Here is a 20,020-nt window from a genome sequence, read left to right on the forward strand (position 1 = left end):
GCGCCCGCGGACAGGACGCACAGCCCCGCCCGGCACCACAGCCGCACGGGACAACGCACACCCACCGAGGAGAACCATGTTCAACCAGCCCACCGAGTCTGCGTTCGGCGGCTTCTTCAAGCCCGCCGAGCACAACGGCCACCTTGTGCTCATCACCGTCGTCCACGGCATCGGCAAGAAGTTCGACACCCTCCGCAACGAGGAGATCGACCAGGCCGACGTCGACATCGTCGACCTCGACGGCGACAACCAGCTGCGCGAGCACGTCAACGTCACCCACAAGGCGATCGTCTCCCGGCTCACCCCCGGCGCCACGCTCATCCTCGGCCGCATCGGCCAGGTCCCCACCAAGGCCGGCTTCCAGGCCTGGGCGCTGCAGCCGTTCAACGAAGGCGTCGACGACAAGAAGGCCGAGGCGTGGGTCAACGCCCACAAGCCGACCTTCACCCAGGCCGCCCCCGCGCCGCAGCCCGCACCGGCCCCCGCGCCGGCCGCGCAGCCGCCCGTGAACACGGCCACCGGCGAGATCGCCAGCGGCGTCGACCTCGCCGACCCGGCCGTCCAGGCGCTCCTCGCGCAGGTGCAGAACGGGCAGACGCCGCCCGCCGCCCAGCCGGCCACCGGCAACCAGCCGCCGTTCTGACTCACCCCGCACCACAGATCGCCCGCCCGGAACCAGCCGGCGCCCCAGGTGCAACGCCCGGGGCGGGCGCGAAGCCCCCGCTTACCGCTTCAGATTCGCCAAGGAGACCACGTGAGCCCCGACATCAGCACCCTCGAGGCGGCCCTCGCCTGGCACCAGGCCGGTGCCAGCGTCGTCCGGGCTGCCATCGACGGCACCAAGCGGCCGGACGGGGCCTGGAAGCAATACCAGACGAAGCGCCCCACCGAAGACATCGTCCGCGCCTGGTTCGACAGCGGACACCCCGGCATCGGCATCATCCTCGGCTCCGTCTCCGGAGGCCTGGAGATGCTCGAGTTCGAAGGCCGAGCCGTCGCCGAAGGACGCCACGAGGAGTTCGACGAGATCGCCGAAGCGTCCGGCCTCGGCGACGTATGGCAGCGCATCAAGGACGGCTACTGCGAAGCCACCCCGTCCGGCGGATACCACCTCATCTACCGCGTCACCGGCGGCGACGTCCTCGGCAACACCAAGCTCGCCCGGCGCCCCGCCACCGACGACGAGACCGCGGCCAAGCCCGGCGAGAAGGTCAAGGTGCTCGTCGAAACCCGCGGCGAAGGCGGCTTCGTCATCACCGCCCCCTCCCACGGTCCCGTCCACCCCAGCGGCCAGCCCTGGCAGCTCCTCGCCGGCCATCCCAAGACCGTCGCCACGATCACCGCAGCCGAACGCGACGCGATCTTCTCCGTCGCCCGCATGCTCGACCAGATGCCGTCCGCCCCCGAACCGGCCGCGCCCGCCCACACCGAACCGGCCACGGACCTGGGCGGCGTCAAGCCCGGCGACGACTACGAGCAGCGCACCGACTGGGCCGACATCCTCACCCCGCACGGCTGGCGGCTCCTCGGCCAGCACGGCCACACCCGCTACTGGCAGCGGCCCGGAAAGACCGACCCCGGACCGTCCGCCACCACCGGCCACGCCGACGACCGCGACCGCCTCTACGTCTTCACCACCTCCACCGAGTTCGAAGCCGAGCGCCCCTACACCAAGTTCGGCGCCTACGCGCTCCTCGAGCACGGCGGCGATCACTCCGCCGCCGCCAAAGAACTCCGCCGCCAGGGATACGGGACCGCCCCCGCCGCCCCAGCAGGCCGGCCGCAGTTGCGTGTCGTCAACGGCTTCACCCAGCCCATGACCGGCATGCCGCCCGTCGACGGCGCCAACGCCCTCGACATCGACACCACGCCGCGCGCCGCGGTCCCCAACAGCGCATGGCCGGAGTCGTACACCGACGACGGCAACGCCCTCCTCTTCGTCGACATCTACGGCGGACAGATGCGGTACGTGCCGCAGCGCGACATGTGGCTCACCTGGGACAACCACCGCTGGGCCTGGGACGAAGGCGGCCTCGCCATCGAACGCGCCCGCGAAATGATCCGCGCCCTCGACCCCTACGTCTTCACCGACGAAGCCGACCAGAAGCGCGCCCACAAGCACAAGAACAGCAGCCTCAGCCGCTCCGCCCTCAACTCCGCTGTCCAACTCGCCCGATCCGACCAGCGCGTCGTCGCACCCGCCGCCCATCTCGACGCCACCGCCACGCACCTCAACACCCCAGGCGGAATCGTCGACCTAATCACCGGCGAAGTGCACCCCGCCGACCCGGCCGCCCTCCACACCCGCTCCACCACCGTCGCCCCCGACTTCGAAGCCGACGCCCCCCGCTGGCGGACATTCCTCGCCGACACCTTCGGCGAAGACACCGACCTCGCCGCCTTCGTGCAGCGCCTCGCCGGCTACTCCGCCAGCGGCGACACCCGCTTCCACGTCCTGCCGTTCCTCCACGGCCCCGGCGGCAACGGCAAGACCGTCTTCCTCGACGTCCTGCGGATCCTCCTCGGCGACTACGCGGCCACCGCCCCCAACACCTTCCTCATGGTCGGTCAGCAGCAGCACGAGACCGAAGTCGCCCGCCTCGCCGGCCTGCGCCTCGTCGTCGTCTCCGAGGTCAACCAGGACGCCCGCTTCGACGAAGCGAAGATGAAGCTCCTCACCGGCGGCGACGCGCTCACCGCACGCTTCATGCGCCAGGATCACTTCACGTTCGAACCCACCCACCACCTGTGGCTGATGGGCAACCACCTGCCCGCCGTGAAGGCCGGCGGCGACTCGTTCTGGCGGCGCCTGCGCCTGGTGCCGTTCACGCGCACCGTCCCCGAAGAGAAGAAGATCGACGGGCTGGCCCGCATCCTCGCCGACGAAGAGGGCCCGGCGATCCTCGCCTGGATGATCCGCGGCGCCGTCGACGCGTTCGCCGCCAAGCTGCGCGAGCCGTCCGCGGTCATGGCGTTCACCGAGTCCTACGCCGAGGAAGAGGACGCCCTCGCCCGCTTCATGGAGGACTGCTGCCACGTCAGCAGAAGCCCGCACGTCACCACCGTCACGTCCAAGCTGCGCAACGCCTACGAGGACTGGTGTCGCGCCGAGGGCGAGATCCCCCTCAAGCCGCAGGTGCTCGGCCGGGAGTTGCGCACACGGTTCGGCATCGACCAGAAGCGCAGCAACGGCCGCCGGCTGTACGTCGGCGTTGCCCTCGTCGCCAACGACATCGACGACGAGGAGGACCGGTGACAGTGACCGCAGTGACCGTCCAGTGCCCGACGGAAAACCCCATCGGTCACTGCCTGGTATGGCTTCTGACCTGCAGTGGTCGCCAGACAGTGACCGCAGTGACCGATATCCCTGTGTTCCACCCTCACGCGCGCACATGCGCATGCGCGTTGCGGCTCATATGCAAACAACGGTCACTGCGGTCACTGTTCACCGCATCGCCGCAGGTCAACGCCCGCATCTCGACAGTGACCGATCGGGCACTGTCCACATCGCGGAACGCTTCATCACGGAAGGTGACAACCCGTGACTAAGAAGCCTCCTCCGTGGCTCGACCTCTCGGCGCCCCTCACCGACCGGGCCCGCACCCAACTCTGCCCGCGCTGCCGCCAGCCCGTCCTGCGAGCCCTCGTCGGACACGTCGCAGCCCTCGACACCCGAGCCGACCCCAAAGCCCTCACACCCCAGGAAGAACTCACCGCCCGCCTCCAAGGCCGCACCACCTACTGCCTCCGCATCCACCCCGCATTGCCGCCCCGGCTCATCCGCCGCAGCCCTGAACACATCCGCTCCGGCCGCTGCCGGGACCTCGTCGTCGCCGACCACCACTGCACACGGAAACCGGCACCCGCCGACCACCGCACCGCAACCGAACCCGACCGGCTCTTCTGAGGAGACCCCGACCATGACCGATCGCATCCCGCCCCACGGCACCTTCGGCCGCTACCAGGGACCCCGCCGCCACAACCGGTGGCAGCCCTGCCGCTGCGACCTGTGCCGCGCCGCAGCGTTCCGCAAGTCCAAGGAGCAGGCCCTGCGCCGCCTCCGCGGCATCCCCGCCTTCGTCGACCGCACACCGGTCGCCGGGCACGTCTACCAACTGCTCGACGCCGGATGGGACCGCTCCGAGATCGCCGACGCTGCCCAGATCAGCCGCAAGACGGTCTACAACGTCCTCGACTCCGACCTGCGCACGGTCCGCGCCACCACGGCCGCCGCGCTGCTGAAGCTGCGTCCCGAAGACGCCCCGTCGCTGCGTCCCGCGCTCGGCGCCATGCGCCGCGTGCGCGCCCTGTCGGCGATGGGCTGGACCCTGCGGTGGATCGCCGAACGCGCCGGCATTTCCGAGACCGGACTCCGCGACATCTGCAGCGGCCGCACCAAGACCGTGGGCCGCGACCGTTTCGACGCCATCGACCGCGTCTACCGCGCCTACTCCATGCGCCTCGGCCCGTCCGATGTGGCCCGGAGGTCCGCCCGAGCCAAGCAGTGGGTCACCTCCGCGGCCTGGAACGACATCGACGACCCGGCCGACCGGCCGCACTGCGTCACCGGCCACAACATCCGCCGCCGAAAGGCCGCCGCTTGATGCCCCGGCAGGAACTCCCCACCCCTCACCAACTCTCGAAAGGAAGTGCCGCCTGATGTACCGCCACGACGACGAGCTCACCCTCATGGACTGGTTCTGCGGGGCCGGCGGCTCCTCCCAGGGTGTCCACGCAGTGCCCGGGGTCCGCGTCGAGCGAGCCGCGAACCACTGGAAGCTCGCCATCGAGTCCCACGCCGCGAACTTCCCCACCACCAGCCACTACCAGGGCGACATCCGCAAAGCCCCCGTGTGGGACTGGCCCGTCACCGACATCTTCTGGGCGTCCCCGGAGTGCACGAACTGGTCGGTGGCGAAGGGCAAGAAGCGGGACTTCGTCAGCGCCATGCAGGGCAGCCTCCTCGACCTGCTCGCCGCCGCTGACGAGGACGACGAGCCGTCTGCCGAGGAGGAGTCCCGGGCGCTGATGGAGGAGGTGCCGCTGTACCTGCGCGGCGTGCAGGAGCGCGGCGGGCTGGTCAAGGCGGGGATCGTCGAGAACGTCGTCGATGTCCGCGCCTGGGACCAGTGGGACCGGTGGATCGGGGAGATCCACAAGCTGGGCTACCGGACGCGGGTCATCGCGCTGAACTCGATGCACGCGAACCCGCGGTCGGTGCACGCCGCCCCGCAGTCGAGGGACCGCCTGTACGTGGGCTACTGGCACGAGTCGCTGGGCCGCACCCCGGACTGGGACAAGTGGCTGCGGCCGCGCGCTTGGTGCTCGGGCTGCGACCGGTTCGTGCAGGCGATGCAGGTGTTCAAGGACCCGAAGCGGGACATGGGCCGCTACCGGCAGCAGTACGTGTACCGGTGCCCGAACACCTCGTGCCGCAACCAGGTCGTCGAGCCGGAGGCGCTGCCGGCCGCCGTCGCGATCGACTGGTCCATCCCCGGGCAGCGGATCGGCGACCGGACCAAGCCGCTCGCGGAGAAGACCCTGAAGCGGATCGAGGCCGGGCTGAAGAAGTTCGCCCAGCCGATCACCCTGGAGGCGGCGGGCAACACGTTCGAGCGCCGGCCCGGGGTCCGGACGTGGCCCGTCGACGCGCCGCTCACGACGCAGACGACGACCATGACGAAGGCGCTGGCGATTCCCCCGCTGATGGTCCCGGTCGAGGGCCGCGACGGGAAGGAAGCCCTCAGCGCCAACGCCCCGCTGCGCACCATGACGACCCGCAACGAGACCGGCCTCGCCTGGCTGCCGTTCATCGCCGAACTCCGCGGCGGCGGGAGCGTCGCCCGGCCGGTCACCGAGTCGCTCGCCACCGTTACGGCGTCCGGCAACCACCACGGCCTCGTCATGCCCGCCATGGTCATGCGGAACAACGGCTCCAAGGGCGACGGGGGCGAGCACTGCACCTCGCCGACTGAGCCGTTCCGCACCATGACGACGGCCGGCCACCAGTCGCTGCTCACGTGGGAGCACATGCTCGTGCCCTACTACGGCAACGGGGCCCCGCGGTCCGTGAACGACCCGATCGGCGCGCTGACGACCCGGGACCGGTACGCGCTCGTCCGCGGCGAGGTCGACATCGACGACGTGCTGTTCCGGATGCTCGAACCGCACGAGATCGGCCGGGCCATGTCGTTCGCGGACGAGTACGTGGTCCTCGGCAACAAGCGGGAGAAGGTCCGCCAGTACGGCAACGCCGTCACCCCGAACGCCGCCGAAGTCCTCGTCTGCGCGCTCGTCGAGGCCATCACCGGCGAGGAACTGTCCCGGCACGAGGCGCCCGCCGACCTCGCTGCCGCCGCCTGACCCACCACCCCTGCCGGCGACGTCCGGCCCGACCGAAAGGCCACCCCATGACCACCACACCCGACCAGCCCGGCCGCGCGATGACGATGCGCGAGATCCGCCAACAGCTCAGCCACAACGTCCCGCCGACCAGCATCCCGGAGCCGACCGTCCAGGTCACCCGCTACACCGTCAACTGCTCGCCCGAGGACGGCATCGACAGCCACGTCTTCGAGATCGCGGTCGAGTACCGGGGCCGCGGCTTGTGGGCCGTTAAGCGGCACTCCCAGTGCCTCGCCGCAGACGGCACCTGGGACTACGAGATGCGGCCCTCCGAGCGCGAGGACGACTGGCTGGACGCGCACCGGTTCGACCTCGACACCGCGCTGCGGCTGGCGAAGGAGGCCGCGCCCAAGGTCACCGTGAACGGCTTCACCGTCGCTGACGCCCTCCGCATGGCGCAGCAGCGTGAGACGCCCGCCTCGTGACTGCCGCGACCCGGGGCGCGTCCGAACCGCGCCCCGGGTCTGCACCCACCGTCCCACACCACCGGAGGAACACCGTGAACCAGCCCCGCCGCTGCGGCAACGACCCCCGCGCCCAGCTCACCGACGGCGACCGCCAAGCCGTCGACAACTTCCGCGCCTACCTCGGCCTCCGAGCCACCTCCCGCGAGCTGCTGGAGACCGCCGTGTGGGTCGATGGCGACCCGCTCATGGAGGCCATGGCCGCCGCCGTGTGGGAGCACTGCCGTACCGAGCACGCGCCCGCCGTCGTCGTGGACGACCCGCGGAACATCGCGGCCGTGGCTGCGGTCGTGGCGCGCGCCGTGTCGTCTGCTGGGCAGCCGCAAGTCCCGGCGCCTCTCGCCGCCCTGCTCGCCACGCCGTGCGCCGTATGCCCTCACACCCTGAACTGGCATCGGCACGTCGGCTGCATCGTCGGCTCCTGTGGCTGCGGACGCTTCGAGGAGCAGCCTGACCCCGAAGCCGACGAGCCGCAGCTCACCGCCGAGCAGCAGGTCCGCGGCGTACAGGCGTGGATGGCTCTCGACCTGCACCAGGCACTCGGCTGGCCCGTCGACCACGGCGCGACTGTGGTCCACCAGGGCCGAAAGTCTTGGTCCGACTGGTGGGCCGAACTGCTGGCCGGCGTCCGGAACGTGCAGATGATGCGCCGGTATCGGGGCGAGCTGCCGGAGCCCGCTGTGTCGTCTGCTGGGCAGGCGCCCGCCACCAACCAGCGGGCGTGCCCGCCCGGGTGTGTCGCCTGCGCCGCCGATGAGTCCCACGACCCGGCGCCCGCTGCTGGGGCGCGGCAGGAGGCGACCGCCCTCGAGCTGCTGCCGCTCCTCGCGAGCCCGGAGCCGTGCCGCTGGGACGGCCTCGTCTGCACCACCCACTCGTGGCGGTCCGACATCGGCCGATGCCCCCACGGCCAGGCCCAAAAGCTGCTCGGCGGTGGAACCCGATGACCCGCCCGGCCCGCATGCGCCCCGCCCTGTCCGAGTGGGCGACCGACGTCCTCCGCCGCTGCTACCCCGGCGAGTTGCCGGAGGGGGTCCTCGACCGGGCGGTGCGGATGCTCGCCACCGCCGACGGCAAGCTCACCCCCGACGGGCGCATCAAGCGCGGTGTCGGCGGGCGGCTCCCGCGGCAGGGAGGCCGGCCGTGAGAGGGCTGACCGTCCGACAGCGGCAAACGCTGCTCCTCGCCGCGGGCGGCCACACCAACACAGGTATCGCCGCCCGGCTCGGCATCCACCCCGTCACCGTCAACCGACACCTCAGCGAGACGTACCGGCAGCTCGGCGCGCGCGACCGCACCCACGCTGTCGTCCTCGCGATCTACCACGGCCACATCACCCTGGCCGACCTCACCGCCATCGCCACCACCCATACCGAGGAGGCAGCCGCATGACCGACCAGAACGCTACTGAGAGCCCGCAGGAGCGCCCGGAAGGGGGTTCGACGGCTCCATGTCTGTCGGAGACCGAGAACGGCGTTCAGGCGGGCGCTGACGGCCTCGACCCGCCCGCCCACAACGCTGGCCCGACCGTCGCCGAATGCGCCGAAGCCGACCGGCGCTGGCCCCTCCAGAAGCACGGCGAATAGCCACACCGCCCAACCCACCGCACCACCGCACAAGGAGCCGCCGTGATGTACGACGACGCAAGCCCGCTCGAGCCCTGCGCCGTATGCGACCAGCCCTCCCGCGACCGCGTACACCGCGGCTGCCGCGACCGCATCGCCCAAGCACTCCGCGACCTGCCCGGCCTCTACCGGCAGCTCCAGACGGCCCTCATCCCCAGCCGCCGCGGCAGCGACGGACGCACCACCACCCGCACCGCACCCCTGCCCTGCAACACCGACGCCCTCGACCTCCGCGCCCGCGGCGGCATCGAAGGCGTCGTCGGCGGGTGGGCGCGCGACTTCTGCGAACGGGAGAGTTGGGACGTGCCCGACTACCAGTCCGTCCAAGCCATCGTCGACTGGGGGTGCCGGGTCCTCGCCGCCAACCTGACGATCATCTGCGACGAACACCCCGCCGTCCGGGAACTCGCCGACGAACTCCGCCAGATCACCGGCCAGGCCCGGCGCATCATCACCGGCGAGAAGCCGCCCCGGCGGATAGGCGTCCAGTGCTCCTGTGGGCACACCCTCCGCGTCACCCTCGACACCGCCGGCATCCGCTGCCCCGCCTGCTCGACGCAGTACGGGCACTCGGAGGCGCTCCGGCTGCCCCTCGCCGAACGGCGGGTGGCGTGAGCGAACCTCAAGAACAGCTCTGATCTCGCGACTCCCCGGCATGGCGGGCATCTGGCTAGGCCAAGATGCCCGCCATGAAGTGGTTGAAGAGGGTCGGCGCAGTGATCGCCGCCCTAGCTCTGATCCTCGGCTACGGCATCCTGCTCTGGAAGGGGCCCTGGCTCTTCGACGGCAACCACATCCGAAAGCGAAATCTCCAGCCGGCCGACGGCGTCGTAATCACCGGCTTCCGCACCATGGTCGTCGCCGTCGGGGCCGGAGTCCTGGCGGCGCTCGGGGTGTACTACACCCATCGGAACCACAAGCTCGCGCGGGCGCAATTCGACCACACGCAGCAGCAATTCGAACTCGCCCAACAGCAGTTCAAGCACGCGCAGGACCAGTTCGAATACCAGCAGCAGAAAGACCGGGAATCCGCCCAGGCCGAGCGCGAAGCCCGCGTAACGGAGCAGTACGTGGCCGCAGTGAAGCTCTTGGCCAGTTCCAGCGACACGGAGCGACTCGGTGCCATCTACAGTCTCGAACGCATCATGCGCGACTCACCCCGAGACAGCAAGGCCATCGAAACTCTCCTCGCGACCTTCATCCGGGAGCGAGAGGCTTCATTGAAGGAGCAGAAGGCCTGGGCTCGCCCAGGCCAACCTGACCCGGAGCCCGGAGCTGACTATTGGGCCGCCGTGCAAGTCCTGAAGGAATGGCAAGGCACCGCATAGCCGAGGCCTCCGCCCGGATCGCCGGGCGGAGGCATTAGCGCCGTCAGGCTGCCTCTTCAAGCGCCGCCTTCCTCGGATTGCGGATCACGTACCGCACCCACGACTGCGTCAGCCCCAGCCGTGCCGCCAGCACCTCCACCGGAACGCCCCGACGGTGCGCTGCCCGCAACACCTCATTCCGGCGCAGCTTCCAGCTCTTCACCGCCTGCTTGCTCGCAACCCCCCGATGCAGCACCCCCGCCAACGCGAGCAGTAGCCGGCCCGCCATGTCGTCCAACTTGCGTCGCACTCCAGCCCCCTGCCAGTGCACCGACAATCGACGACAACAACGGTCGACGGCGCGCGAAGGCGGCACAAGGGCGCGAAGCGGGCGCACACGCAGAACGCCCCCAGCCGCATCGGCTGGGGGCGCTCCGTCATGCTGTCAGACGCGCGACACCTTGAGCGGCGCCGGCACCGGCGGAGCCGTCAGCCCGAGACCCTCCGCCAGCAGCATCCGTGCTGCCGTGTCCCGCTCGAACTCCGAACGGCCGACCGGCATCGACAGGAGCCGCGAGCCGTCCCGCAGCACCACGAACGCGCCGAAGAAGCCGGCGTCGGTGATCGCGGAGTCCTCCAGGTCGACGCCGTAGGCGGCGAGGAGGTGGGGGAGTGGGCTATCCAGCAAGTCCACGGGGGGCGCCTGCGCTACGCTCATGACAGACCTTCTCTCTGGCGAGGGATGGGCTACAGATCAGCGAGGTGATGACTCGCTGGTCGAACCGGCCGGGCGGGTGATGACCGCCCGGCCGTTCGCTTACGCGGTTCCTGCGGGCCACGAACTTAGTCAACGACCTGCGTAGGAGCGAGTCGTCGCCCGGGGCATGGCAAGGATCTGGAAGGGGCTCGATGGGGCCGAGTGGAGGAGTGAAATCCGGTCTCTTCTACTTTTCCCGGGGAAAGTAGAAGTTCCTCGAGGATTTCGTCTCGCGCACCACATGGCGGGCGCCCTGGAAGATCGAATGGTTGGCCGAAAGTAGCTCAGTGTGGCAGGACTTCGTCCAGGTACTCCTGCACCGGACCGAACAGCCCGTAGGGCACGTACTCCTTAATCTCCGAGTGGGCGACCCAGGCGACCGCGTCGAGCTCCTCCTCGTCCGCGACCCGCGCCTCACCCTGCAGCGGCTCGCACGCCGTGTACGACATCAGCCGGCCCGTCTTCGGATGCACCCGCTCCCCGAGCAGCTTCGTCACCGCGACGACCAGGCCGGTCTCCTCGGCCGTCTCCCGCACCGCCGCCTCCTCCGCGGCCTCCCCGTCCTCGATCTGCCCGGCCGGGAACTGCCACATCAGCTCGCCCTCCGACACGCGGCGCCGCACCATCAACACCTTGCCGTCGGCGACGATGATGGCGGCGGAGATGCCGGGCTTCTCGGTGGTCGTCTCGGTCATGCGGTCGCCTCCAAAGCGTCCAGGACGGGCGGGAAGATCTGCTGGGTCGGGATGAAGCGGGTCAGGGCGGCGCGGGGCACCCAGGTCACGTCGACGTTCTCCAGCGGGTCGAGGTTCGCCGGGTCGCCGGCCAGATGGTCCGCCAGGAAGTACGTGGCGACGACGCCGGTCACGGGGTGGACGCGCTCGCCCAGCTGCTCGCGGACCGTGCAGTGGACCCCCGTCTCCCCGTGGGTCTCCTGCACCGCCACCGTCGCCGGGTCGGCGCCCGGCTTCACCATCCCAGCCGGGAACTGCCAGCGCAGCTCCCCGTCCCCACGCCTGCACACCAGCAACACCTCCTCCCCGCGCAGCACCACGGCGATCGCTACCCGCAGCGCCTGCGCCTCCATGCGCGGCGCCGGCGGGCGTAGCAGGAGAGCGAACCGTCGCTGCACCGCCTCACCCGCCTGCTCGTATGCCGTGTCGAGGATCTGCTGAACCTCCGTGCGGTGGACCATGCCGGGCGAGCTGTGCCAGCGGCTGACGGTGCGCGGGGAGATCCCGAGGCGCTCGGCGAACGCCTCGTTCGTCATCCGCATGGCCTCCTGCAGGAGGCACGCCGTCCGGCCGGTCCATGTACCGATGTCCACTGTGGGGGCTCCCGTGCTCGCTGCGCTCGGGTCTGGCGTGGCCGTGGCGACCTGGTGTCGCCCCGGTGTCTAGCTGGGCTCGCTATGTCGCTGTCGTGTCAGGGCGGTGTCCTTCTGCCGCGCGCGCGGGAGGCGTTGACTCGTCGGCATGCTCCGACTTCCTCCGTTTCGCGCTTCGCCCTGTGGCGATGGCCTCGGCCCAGGCGTGGCTGCGTCCGAACAGCCGGCCTACCTCGGCCCAGGTGCGTCCGTGCTTGAGCTCCTGGATCCCGGCGCGCTCGATGGCGTACAGGTCCCGATCTGCTTTGGCGATTCGCTGCCGCGACTCGATGGCGGCCCGCACTCGCTGCTCGGGGTCCGTAATGGCTGCGACGCCGGCGACTGTGTCCTCCAGGGGATCTGTGAACGCATCTGTCATGGACTCAGCGTAGAGATGAAAGCGCCACTTCTCAATACGGTGTTGACACACCCTCAGGTGACGTTCAATATGGTGTTGAAGCCAAGGGCGCTCCACCGCCCGAAGCCTCACGCACCGCTCCACCGGTGCACACAAACAAAGACGGCCCCAGCTCAGGGACTCCACTCCCTGGCCAGGGCCTAACCAACAGGTTCTGTAGAGGAGACCCTGTGGCTACCGAGATCGTACAGGCGCCCACGAGCGCCGACCGCGAGGGCATCGCCCCGCTTCCCGCCACCGCGTCGTCGGCGCTGGCCCGCCTTCACGCCGCGTTCCCGGTCGTGCAGGCCGTGTCCGTGTACGAGACGGCCGCCGTGCACGCGGTGCAGCTGGCCGCGCTCGCCGAGTCCGGTCAGATGTCGGACCTGGACGCGGACAGCCTGGCGCACGCCGAGGAGCTGAAGGACGGCGCCCGCGACACCCTCGCCGCCGCCAGCCGCCTCGACCTGATCGGCGGCGCCTGATGTCCGCCGAGCGAGAGCGGCTGGAGCTGCTGAAGGCGACGGCCGACGAGATCGCCGCCTCTCTGCCCGTCTGGGACGGGGAGATGCCGGCGGTGCTCGTGAACATCGTCGACCCCGTGACGCGGCAGCTGCTCGATCACCGGTTCGTGTCGGCCGCCGCCCTGCCGGGCCGGAAGCGCCTGCGGCTCGTCGAGGAGGCGTCGTGACGGACGCCGAGCGCAAGGCCCTAAGCGACCGGGTGCGCGAGCTGAACAAGCAGTCCAGCAACCGACCTCGCTAGCACCCCCCCTCTACCGCTGCGGGCGGCGGACGTTCCCGGCTCCCCTCCGGCCCGCCGCCCGCGGCCACCAACCCCCTCCCACCGCACCCGAAAGGGCACCGCCATGTCTCCGTTCCTGTTCTCCGCCGACCACGCCAACTCCGACCTGGGCGCCCGCTTCCGCTCTGCGATCACCGTCGACGAGGCGCTCACGCTGTCGATCAGCGAGGTGTTCGCCGAGTACGCCGAGGCCCGCCAGTCCAGCGACCCGGCCCGCATGGCCGCGGTCCTCGACTACGCGGCCGGCCTCGACCCCGAGCTCGTCGACGAGCTGCGCGGCTTCGACCGCTACCCGGCCGCCGCCTGACCCACCCACCACCCACCTGAACACCAACCGAGAGGAGCCCGCCATGGGCTGGAAGAAGGACCGTGCCGAGATCAAGCGCCTGATGGCCGCCCGCCCCGACCCGGACGGCAAGAACGGGTGCGACTCGCAGGAGGCGCGGGCGGTCAACGCCGAGCTCGACCGCAAGCTCCGGCAGCAGCCCGTCTGGCGGCGCGCCTGCGCGCTCTACGAGGACTGAACCACCCGCCCCGGACCCGGCGCGACGCTGCCGGATCGAATCCGGCCCGGGGCACGCACCACCCACCTGATCACCCCTTCGAGAGGAACCGACCATGGCCCTGTTCAAGAAGACGAACAACGTCGACGACCTCCCCGCCAGCAAGGGCGAGTGGGAGTCCCGCATCGCCACCCGCAGCAAGGTCGTCAAGGAGGCCCGCCAGTCCGGCGACCCGAAGTTCGTCGCCCGCGCCGAGGCCCGCCTGGACTCGGCGCTGGACGGATACAACCGGGACGCCAAGTGACCGCCCCCGTCCGCATCACGTCGTTCGGCTACCTCCACGAAGCCGCGCCGGCCGCGCACCTGACCTTCGACCTGCGCCACCACTTCCGGGACCCGCACGTCTCCCCGGAACTACGCCACATGACCGCCCACGACAGGGAGGTCCGTCAGGCCGTCATCGGTACGCCCGGCATCCCCGCACTGGTCGAGGCGATCTCCGATGCGGTCGTGGCCTACCGGCGCGGTCCGGCTGGCGGTCAGGCCGTGGACGTGGCGGTCGGCTGCGCCGGCGGCAGGCACCGGGCCGCAGTCGTAGCCGAAGCGATCCGGACCGCCCTCGCCGACGAGGACGTCGCCGCCGCCGTCATGCACCGCGATCTGGACAAGCCCGTCGTCCAGCGCTGACTCCCAGCCCCGGTCTGGTCGATCCAGGGCCTACGCCGCGAAGGCAGGCCGGGGCACCACCACCGACCACCGAATCCGCCCGACCCCTGGAGAGGTCTCCATGCGCCCGTATCTGATCACCGCCAAGCCTGGCCGGCTCAACCGGGCCGCCCGCTGGGCTGCCCGGTGGGCGCTCAAGACGCTCGCCCTGCTCGTCATGGCCGCACTTGGCGCCGTCGTCCTGACCGTGCGCTGCGCCCGGCCCGTCACCAACTACCTCGCCACCCGCGCCGCCTGGCTGGAGTTGTGGGCCGCCAGCGTCACCGGGATCGGCCCGGTCGGCGCCGCCGTCGGCTCCGGCCTCACCGACGAATTCGTCCGCGAGTTCCACCGCGCCCGTACTACGCCCGCAGGGAGCACCCGATGAACCACCTGCCTCGACCGATCGCCGACTGGATCGCCCTGTGGCGCGACCTGCCCCGCCATCCGCGGCAGGTGCTCCTGAACCGGGCCCACGCGCACGGCAGCGCCGCGCTGTTGACCGTCACCCTGCTCGCTGACCTGATCGTCGGCCACTCATTCACCACGATCGCCGCCTACGCGGCGCTGATCGTCCTCGGCCCGCCCAGCCTCGTCGGCTGCGCCGGGGCGGTCATCCACACCCTGTGGGGCCGCGGCCTGATCTGGGCCGACCTCGTCTGCGAGTTCTGCGGCGACGGCCCCGATGACGGCGATGGCCCGGAGCCGGACGACCCGCCCGGCGACGACGGCGACGACCTGATCCGAGAGATCACCGACTACCTCCACACCCACGCCACTTCAACTGCCCGGAAGGACTGATCCACCGTGACCGCCACGTCGATCGAGAAGGCCAACGGCCACGCCGTGGCCGAGCCTGGCTTCGACGCCGTCGCGCTGGCCAAGGCGGAGGCGATCCGGACCCGTGCCGCCGCCGAAGCCGACGCCCTCCGCATCGAAGCCGAAGGCAAGGCTGAAGCCGAGAAGATCCTCGCCGCCGAAAAGGCCGAGAAGGAGCGCATCGCCAACGAGCGGGCCGCCATGCGGTTGGAGAAGGAGCGCGCCGACCATCAGGCGCACCTGGCGAAGAAGGCCGCCGAGACCGCCAAGGCCAAGGCCGAAGAGGAGAAGGCCCAGCAGGTCCAGGCCGAGCAGGAGGCCGCCGAGGCAGAGCGGGCCGCCGAGCAGAAGCGCAGCGAGAACCTGTGGAAGTGGGGCGCCCGCGGCATCTACCTCGTCGGGCTGATCATCGCCGCCCCCGTGCAGTTCCTCGCGTTCTGGGATGAGAAGCGCCCGTTCATGATCGCCGCCCCGGCGCTCCTCGAAGGGCTCGCCCTCGTCCTCGCCTGCGGCGCCGCCTGGGCGGTCGCCCACCGGCGGGACGTCCTGCCGTACCGGATCGGCATCATGGCTGGCGCGCTCATCGCCGCCGGGATCAACCTGTGGCACGGGCTCACCGACCCGGCGATCGGGCTCAACGCCGGCCTCATCGGCGCCATCGCCTCCCTCGGTGGGCCGATCGTCCTCATGGCCTACGAGCACGGCATCGCGCAGAAGGCCGACGGCATCCCGTCCTGGCGGGAGAGGCGCGCGGCCGAGCGGAAGGCCGCCGAGGAGAAGAGGGCGCGGGAGAAGGCGCAGCGCGATAAGCGGGACGCCGAGCACGCCGCCGCCGCGGCCAAGCAGCTTGCCGAGTCGCGTGCGAAGGAGGAGCAGCAGCGCCGCGACGAGGACCGCAAGAAGCACCATCCGAAGGTGTGGGAGGTCGCCGACGCGCTCCGCTCCGCCCGCGGCGCCGCAGTCGTCACCGAGCAGATCTGGGGCGAGGCCTGGCACCTCGTGACGGGCTGCAAGACGGTCGGTATCACCCTCGACATCCAGGCCCAGGCACGCGCCCAGCAGGCCCGCGTGAAGGCCGCCACCGAGGTTCCGATAATTGGTGACTTTTCGCTGGTCGAATCCCAAAAGGGTCCCCGCGCCAAGAAGGGCCCTGACGCCCCCGATGGACGCCGCCACAACGGCGGCACGCCCCCCGTCCGTCGGCCTGGCCAGACCGCTCCCATCCACCCCGTTGCCCGCAAGCAGGCAGCTCTCGAGCAGACCGCCAAGAAGGACCCGTCATGAGCCTCGACCAGCACCCCGAGTTCCCCGCCGACTGGGACCTGTCGAAGGTCATCCCCGGCGAACTGTACGTGCCCGACGACCTGTCCGGTGAGGACGTCGACGACATCGCCCCCGGTATCGTCGTCCCCTACGAGCCCCGGCTACCCGTCCTCTCGAAGACCGGGACTGCAGCGATGGTCGTCGCCGCCCGCACCGGCCGGGCGTGCGGGCTGACCGCCCGCTGGTTCTTCACCGGCGCCCGCGCCACCGCGGTCCTCGGTTGGCGGTACGTCCGCGCCCACGACCTCCAGGAAGTCCTCGGCGGCATGAACAAGGCCGGCGACTGGAACAAGGTCGACATCGTGCGCCGCCGCCGCTGGCGGTTCCTCGGCTACGCCGCAGGCCTCACCGCCGGCCTCAACCTGGCCGGCTGGTGGGCGCTCGTGAAGTTCGCCGGGATGACCGCCCTCGACTGGTCGTGGAAGATCCCGCCAACCCTCACCGCCGCCGTCGCTGCTGCCGCGGTCACCTTCTACGGCCGCTACCGCACCAACAACCCCGGCATCGCCCCCGAGCAGATCGTCGCCGAACAGGACGACCCCAACAGCGACGAGCCGTTCCCGCTCGCCGTGTGCACCAGCCACGACCAGGTCGAGGAGTGCGTGTCCCGCGCCCTCGCCTGGGAAGGCATCGCCACCCGCAGCGTCCGGGCGCTCGGCTTCCACGGCAAGTTCTGGGAGGTCGACGTCGTCCTCAAGGGCTCCACCCCCGGCAAGGTCAACGCCGCCGCCGACCAGCTCGACGCCCACTTCAACATCAAGGCCGGCGGCACCCTCATCGACCCCGACCCGCAGCAGTCCGCCCACATCGTCCTGCGGCTCGTCACCGGCAACCCGTTCGACGACATGCCCAAGCCCACGGTGCACGCCCCGAACAGCCTCGACATCACCCAGCCGCACAACTTCGGCCGCTGCATGGACGGCAGCCCCCTCGACCTCGTCCTCGAAGGGCTGCGGATCCTCGTCATCGGCGTGTCCGGCGCCGCCAAGTCCACCGGCGTGCTCCGCGACCTCGCCGAGGTCATCACCGCCTGCTACAACGCCATCGCCCTCGACCTCGACCCGGTCAAGGACGGGCTGCGCGAGTTCGACGGCGCCATGGCAGTCCCGCCCATCCGCGGCACCAAGGCGTGCGAGGAATGGCTGGAGCACCTGGTGAAGATGGCGAAGGGCCGTCAGATCGTCCGCAACCGGCTCAACATGGGCGATACGTGGATCGCCACCAAGGAGCGCCCCGCGATCTTCCCGCTCGTCGACGAGTTCATCTACCTCAGCCCCCGCGGCAAGGAGCTCTTCATCGAGCTGCTCCGCCTGGGCAAGCAGTCCGGCATCTACCCGATCGCCGCCGGCCAGGACGCCACATCCGACGCCATGGGCGACGCGATCGCCGACTCCTTCACCCTGCAGATCATGCTGGCGTCCCGGTGGGACGACATCCGCATCGTGTTCGGGCAGGGCGCCGCCGCCAAGGGCTACCGCCCCGACCGGCTCGTCCCCGCCCAGAACCGGCAGATCAAGAACGACGCCGGCCAGTCGTACATCAAGGGTCCCGGCCTCGACCGACCGCTGCTGTACGGGTGGAACGAGCACTCCAGCGAGTCCATCAAGCAGGCCGTCGCCGACCGTGCGGAGGCAGGCCGGCCGTGGTTCGACCGCGACACCCTCGCCGCGGCCGGGCTGCTCCACCTCGCCGATGGCGGCACGGCGCGCGGGCCGATCCCCGGGGACCGGCAGATCGTCGTCGACGCCATCACCGTGATGGCCGACCGCGAGGTCGACCGGATGAAGACCGAGACGCTCGCCGAAGCCCTCGCCGAGCACGACCCGGACACCTACGGCGGGCTGACGGCGGCCGAGCTGCGGAAGCTCCTCAAGGACGCAGGCGCCGGGTCCCCGGTGACGCTCGGCTACCTCAATGGCGAGAGCAACCCGCGCGGATTCAAGTTCGAAGCGCTGACCGTATTGACCTGAAAAGTCCCCTGCTCAACGGGTGCTCAACGCTGCTCAACCGCAGGTCACAGCCGCTCAACCCCCTGCTCACGCAACTGCTCAACAAGATCGTGAGCAGAGGGGTGAGCACCCCCTTGAGCAGCTCTGACCAGCATCGGAGCACCAGTGAGCACCCCTTGAGCACCGCACAAACCACTACAAACCGATCACCGACCGAGGAGCCGCAACATGGCCGCGAAGAAGTCCACCGCCCGCAAAAGGGCCACCGCGCGCCGCCGCACCACCACCGCACCCGCCGGCCGCGCCCACGCCCAAGCCCGACGCATCAAAGTTCCCCGCCGCGGCCCCCTCCACGCCCGACTCGGCGCCTGGATGGCCCTCCGCGTCGTCACCCGCTTCGCCGATCACCAAGACGTCGTCCGCTCCCGCAAGGACGCCGCCATCCTCCGCGCCACCCACCAGGGCTGCCCCAAGTGCGGCGGCAACGGCCAGATCTTCACCAAGGGCAAGAACGGCGAGTTCACCGGCTCCAAGCCCTGCCCCGCACCCCCCACCAAGACCAAGGTCTCCCGCTGGGAGATCAACCGGGCCGCCCGCGGCGCCGACAAGAACACCGGCCTCATCGGCTGGGCCTGCCCCTGCGGCAAGAAGACCAAGCCCCGCTACCGCGACGCCAAGGAAGCCACCAAGGCGCTGCGCACCCACGAACGGCAGAAGCACGGCGGCAAGACCGTCGGCGGAGCCTGGTACGCCCAGGCCAACGAGAACGCCGCCACCCAGCCGGCCGCCAAGCCCGCCGCCGTCTCCAAGGCTGTCACCAACAGCGGCAAGACCGACGAGGAATGGATCAAGCAGAACAAGCCCATGCCCGTCGGCAAGGCCATCGCCAAGGGCCTGTGCTGGCAGTGCGCAGGCAACGGCAAGATCTACAGCGCGTTCGGCGGCCAGCAGCTCATCGTCGTCTGCGGCGAATGCAAGGGCCGCGGCACCCCGCCCAAGGCGGCAGCATGAACACGGCGCCCACCACGACCGAGACCCGCACCCCGGTCGAACTCGACCTGGACGCGCGGCTCGCCATGGTGGGCGCCCTCATGGACGAACGGCTCGCCCTCGCCAACATCGCGTTCGAAGTCGACACCGCGCACCTGCCCGCAGCCGACCCCATCCCCGCCGTCACCGCCCCGCCCGTCGTCCACCCGGCGCCCTTGCCGTGCCCGTACAGCACGCCCATCGCCGCCACCCTTCACCGGGCGCGCGTCCGGCTGGAGACCGGTGGCTGGTGCACCGGGCAACTCCGCGACGAGCAAGGCGCCGCCTGCCTCCTCGGCGCCATCCGCGCCGAAGCCGCCACCCGCGGCCAGGCCGACGACGCCTGCACCGTCCTCCTCGACGCCATCCGGCGGGACTTCGCCGACGCCGACACCATCCCGTCCTGGAATGACCGGCAAGCCAGTCCACGACTCGCCCTGCTCTACCTCGACCGGGCCGCGGCCCTCGCCGACAGCCGAGGACTCTGACCACCGGTCACAAATCAGAGACAGGCCGCAAGGCCCTCACCTACCAACATCATCCGGCAGTACTATCCCGTTCCTGCAC

29 protein-coding genes are annotated in these 20,020 nt (G+C 70.6%); 24 read left to right on the forward strand and 5 right to left on the reverse strand.

Annotated features, from left to right (window positions below):
• Window positions 1-76 precede the first annotated feature (76 nt).
• From ELQ39_RS27720 to ELQ39_RS27775, 12 genes are all read left to right on the forward strand, one after another.
• A complete protein-coding gene (locus tag ELQ39_RS27720; RefSeq protein WP_242594548.1) occupies window positions 77-643 on the forward strand; it encodes a hypothetical protein in 567 nt (188 codons plus the stop codon).
• Between the two features lie 111 nt (window positions 644-754).
• Window positions 755-3,256 (forward strand): phage/plasmid primase, P4 family, encoded by a 2,502-nt coding sequence (locus ELQ39_RS32595; protein WP_242594549.1) that lies wholly within the window; start codon window positions 755-757, stop codon window positions 3,254-3,256.
• A gap of 285 nt (window positions 3,257-3,541) precedes the next feature.
• Complete coding sequence (locus ELQ39_RS27730) at window positions 3,542-3,907, forward strand: hypothetical protein (protein WP_242594550.1); 366 nt, start codon at window positions 3,542-3,544, stop codon at window positions 3,905-3,907.
• A gap of 13 nt (window positions 3,908-3,920) precedes the next feature.
• A complete protein-coding gene (locus ELQ39_RS27735) occupies window positions 3,921-4,604 on the forward strand; it encodes a helix-turn-helix domain-containing protein (RefSeq protein WP_242594551.1) in 684 nt (227 codons plus the stop codon).
• Between the two features lie 55 nt (window positions 4,605-4,659).
• Window positions 4,660-6,363: a DNA cytosine methyltransferase gene (locus ELQ39_RS27740; protein ID WP_242594552.1), complete on the forward strand. Its 1,704-nt coding sequence runs from the start codon at window positions 4,660-4,662 to the stop codon at window positions 6,361-6,363.
• A gap of 47 nt (window positions 6,364-6,410) precedes the next feature.
• The gene (locus ELQ39_RS27745; RefSeq protein ID WP_242594553.1) at window positions 6,411-6,830 is read left to right on the forward strand and encodes a hypothetical protein; all 420 of its coding nucleotides are present in this window, start codon (window positions 6,411-6,413) and stop codon (window positions 6,828-6,830) included.
• A gap of 74 nt (window positions 6,831-6,904) precedes the next feature.
• On the forward strand, window positions 6,905-7,816 hold the full coding sequence (locus ELQ39_RS27750) for a hypothetical protein (RefSeq protein WP_242594554.1): 912 nt from the start codon (window positions 6,905-6,907) through the stop codon (window positions 7,814-7,816).
• The gene (locus ELQ39_RS27755; RefSeq protein WP_242594555.1) at window positions 7,813-8,016 is read left to right on the forward strand and encodes a hypothetical protein; all 204 of its coding nucleotides are present in this window, start codon (window positions 7,813-7,815) and stop codon (window positions 8,014-8,016) included. The genes ELQ39_RS27750 and ELQ39_RS27755 overlap by 4 nt, the downstream gene beginning before the upstream one ends.
• Entirely contained in the window at window positions 8,013-8,261 is a 249-nt protein-coding gene (locus tag ELQ39_RS27760; RefSeq protein WP_242594556.1) for a helix-turn-helix domain-containing protein, read from the forward strand. Before ELQ39_RS27755 ends, ELQ39_RS27760 begins: the two co-directional genes overlap by 4 nt.
• The gene (locus ELQ39_RS27765; protein ID WP_242594558.1) at window positions 8,258-8,455 is read left to right on the forward strand and encodes a hypothetical protein; all 198 of its coding nucleotides are present in this window, start codon (window positions 8,258-8,260) and stop codon (window positions 8,453-8,455) included. Before ELQ39_RS27760 ends, ELQ39_RS27765 begins: the two co-directional genes overlap by 4 nt.
• Before the next feature lie 45 nt (window positions 8,456-8,500).
• A complete protein-coding gene (locus ELQ39_RS27770) occupies window positions 8,501-9,109 on the forward strand; it encodes a hypothetical protein (protein ID WP_242594560.1) in 609 nt (202 codons plus the stop codon).
• A 74-nt stretch (window positions 9,110-9,183) separates the two neighbouring features.
• Window positions 9,184-9,822: a hypothetical protein gene (locus ELQ39_RS27775; protein ID WP_242594562.1), complete on the forward strand. Its 639-nt coding sequence runs from the start codon at window positions 9,184-9,186 to the stop codon at window positions 9,820-9,822.
• A 43-nt stretch (window positions 9,823-9,865) separates the two neighbouring features.
• On the opposite strand, the gene ELQ39_RS27780 is transcribed toward ELQ39_RS27775, so the two are convergent.
• The 5 genes from ELQ39_RS27780 to ELQ39_RS27800 all read right to left on the reverse strand — a co-directional run bounded on the left by ELQ39_RS27780 (window position 9,866) and on the right by ELQ39_RS27800 (window position 12,303).
• Complete coding sequence (locus ELQ39_RS27780; RefSeq protein WP_242594564.1) at window positions 9,866-10,111, reverse strand: hypothetical protein; 246 nt, start codon at window positions 10,109-10,111, stop codon at window positions 9,866-9,868.
• Window positions 10,112-10,246: 135 nt separating this feature from the next.
• Complete coding sequence (locus ELQ39_RS27785) at window positions 10,247-10,495, reverse strand: hypothetical protein (RefSeq protein ID WP_242594567.1); 249 nt, start codon at window positions 10,493-10,495, stop codon at window positions 10,247-10,249.
• A gap of 347 nt (window positions 10,496-10,842) precedes the next feature.
• The gene (locus ELQ39_RS27790; RefSeq protein WP_242594569.1) at window positions 10,843-11,253 is read right to left on the reverse strand and encodes an NUDIX hydrolase; all 411 of its coding nucleotides are present in this window, start codon (window positions 11,251-11,253) and stop codon (window positions 10,843-10,845) included.
• Window positions 11,250-11,834, reverse strand: a complete 585-nt coding sequence (locus ELQ39_RS27795; protein WP_277994738.1) for an NUDIX domain-containing protein — start codon at window positions 11,832-11,834, stop codon at window positions 11,250-11,252. The genes ELQ39_RS27790 and ELQ39_RS27795 overlap by 4 nt, the downstream gene beginning before the upstream one ends.
• A 133-nt stretch (window positions 11,835-11,967) precedes the next feature.
• On the reverse strand, window positions 11,968-12,303 hold the full coding sequence (locus tag ELQ39_RS27800) for a hypothetical protein (RefSeq protein WP_242594574.1): 336 nt from the start codon (window positions 12,301-12,303) through the stop codon (window positions 11,968-11,970).
• Between the two features lie 209 nt (window positions 12,304-12,512).
• On the opposite strand from ELQ39_RS27800, the gene ELQ39_RS27805 reads away from it, so the two are divergent.
• The 12 genes from ELQ39_RS27805 to ELQ39_RS27860 all read left to right on the forward strand — a co-directional run bounded on the left by ELQ39_RS27805 (window position 12,513) and on the right by ELQ39_RS27860 (window position 19,941).
• Window positions 12,513-12,806 carry a hypothetical protein gene (locus tag ELQ39_RS27805; protein ID WP_242594576.1) on the forward strand — a complete coding sequence of 98 codons (294 nt, stop codon included), beginning with the start codon at window positions 12,513-12,515 and terminating at the stop codon, window positions 12,804-12,806.
• On the forward strand, window positions 12,806-13,012 hold the full coding sequence (locus ELQ39_RS27810; RefSeq protein WP_242594578.1) for a hypothetical protein: 207 nt from the start codon (window positions 12,806-12,808) through the stop codon (window positions 13,010-13,012). Before ELQ39_RS27805 ends, ELQ39_RS27810 begins: the two co-directional genes overlap by 1 nt.
• A 177-nt stretch (window positions 13,013-13,189) precedes the next feature.
• Window positions 13,190-13,432 (forward strand): hypothetical protein, encoded by a 243-nt coding sequence (locus ELQ39_RS27815; protein WP_242594580.1) that lies wholly within the window; start codon window positions 13,190-13,192, stop codon window positions 13,430-13,432.
• Between the two features lie 43 nt (window positions 13,433-13,475).
• Entirely contained in the window at window positions 13,476-13,649 is a 174-nt protein-coding gene (locus ELQ39_RS27820) for a hypothetical protein (RefSeq protein WP_242594582.1), read from the forward strand.
• 94 nt (window positions 13,650-13,743) lie between these two features.
• The gene (locus ELQ39_RS27825) at window positions 13,744-13,932 is read left to right on the forward strand and encodes a hypothetical protein (RefSeq protein WP_242594584.1); all 189 of its coding nucleotides are present in this window, start codon (window positions 13,744-13,746) and stop codon (window positions 13,930-13,932) included.
• The gene (locus tag ELQ39_RS27830) at window positions 13,929-14,315 is read left to right on the forward strand and encodes a RapZ C-terminal domain-containing protein (RefSeq protein ID WP_242594586.1); all 387 of its coding nucleotides are present in this window, start codon (window positions 13,929-13,931) and stop codon (window positions 14,313-14,315) included. The genes ELQ39_RS27825 and ELQ39_RS27830 overlap by 4 nt, the downstream gene beginning before the upstream one ends.
• Window positions 14,316-14,415: 100 nt before the next feature.
• Window positions 14,416-14,721 carry a hypothetical protein gene (locus ELQ39_RS27835; RefSeq protein ID WP_242594588.1) on the forward strand — a complete coding sequence of 102 codons (306 nt, stop codon included), beginning with the start codon at window positions 14,416-14,418 and terminating at the stop codon, window positions 14,719-14,721.
• Window positions 14,718-15,134: a hypothetical protein gene (locus ELQ39_RS27840; RefSeq protein WP_242594590.1), complete on the forward strand. Its 417-nt coding sequence runs from the start codon at window positions 14,718-14,720 to the stop codon at window positions 15,132-15,134. Before ELQ39_RS27835 ends, ELQ39_RS27840 begins: the two co-directional genes overlap by 4 nt.
• A 6-nt stretch (window positions 15,135-15,140) precedes the next feature.
• Complete coding sequence (locus tag ELQ39_RS27845; RefSeq protein WP_242594592.1) at window positions 15,141-16,436, forward strand: hypothetical protein; 1,296 nt, start codon at window positions 15,141-15,143, stop codon at window positions 16,434-16,436.
• Entirely contained in the window at window positions 16,433-18,445 is a 2,013-nt protein-coding gene (locus tag ELQ39_RS27850; RefSeq protein ID WP_242594594.1) for a hypothetical protein, read from the forward strand. Before ELQ39_RS27845 ends, ELQ39_RS27850 begins: the two co-directional genes overlap by 4 nt.
• A gap of 207 nt (window positions 18,446-18,652) precedes the next feature.
• Entirely contained in the window at window positions 18,653-19,435 is a 783-nt protein-coding gene (locus ELQ39_RS27855; protein ID WP_242594596.1) for a hypothetical protein, read from the forward strand.
• Complete coding sequence (locus tag ELQ39_RS27860) at window positions 19,432-19,941, forward strand: DUF6197 family protein (RefSeq protein ID WP_242594598.1); 510 nt, start codon at window positions 19,432-19,434, stop codon at window positions 19,939-19,941. The genes ELQ39_RS27855 and ELQ39_RS27860 overlap by 4 nt, the downstream gene beginning before the upstream one ends.
• Window positions 19,942-20,020: the final 79 nt, after the last annotated feature.

The organism is Streptomyces sp. GB4-14 (assembly GCF_022696125.1).
Taxonomy (GTDB): domain Bacteria; phylum Actinomycetota; class Actinomycetes; order Streptomycetales; family Streptomycetaceae; genus Streptomyces; species Streptomyces werraensis.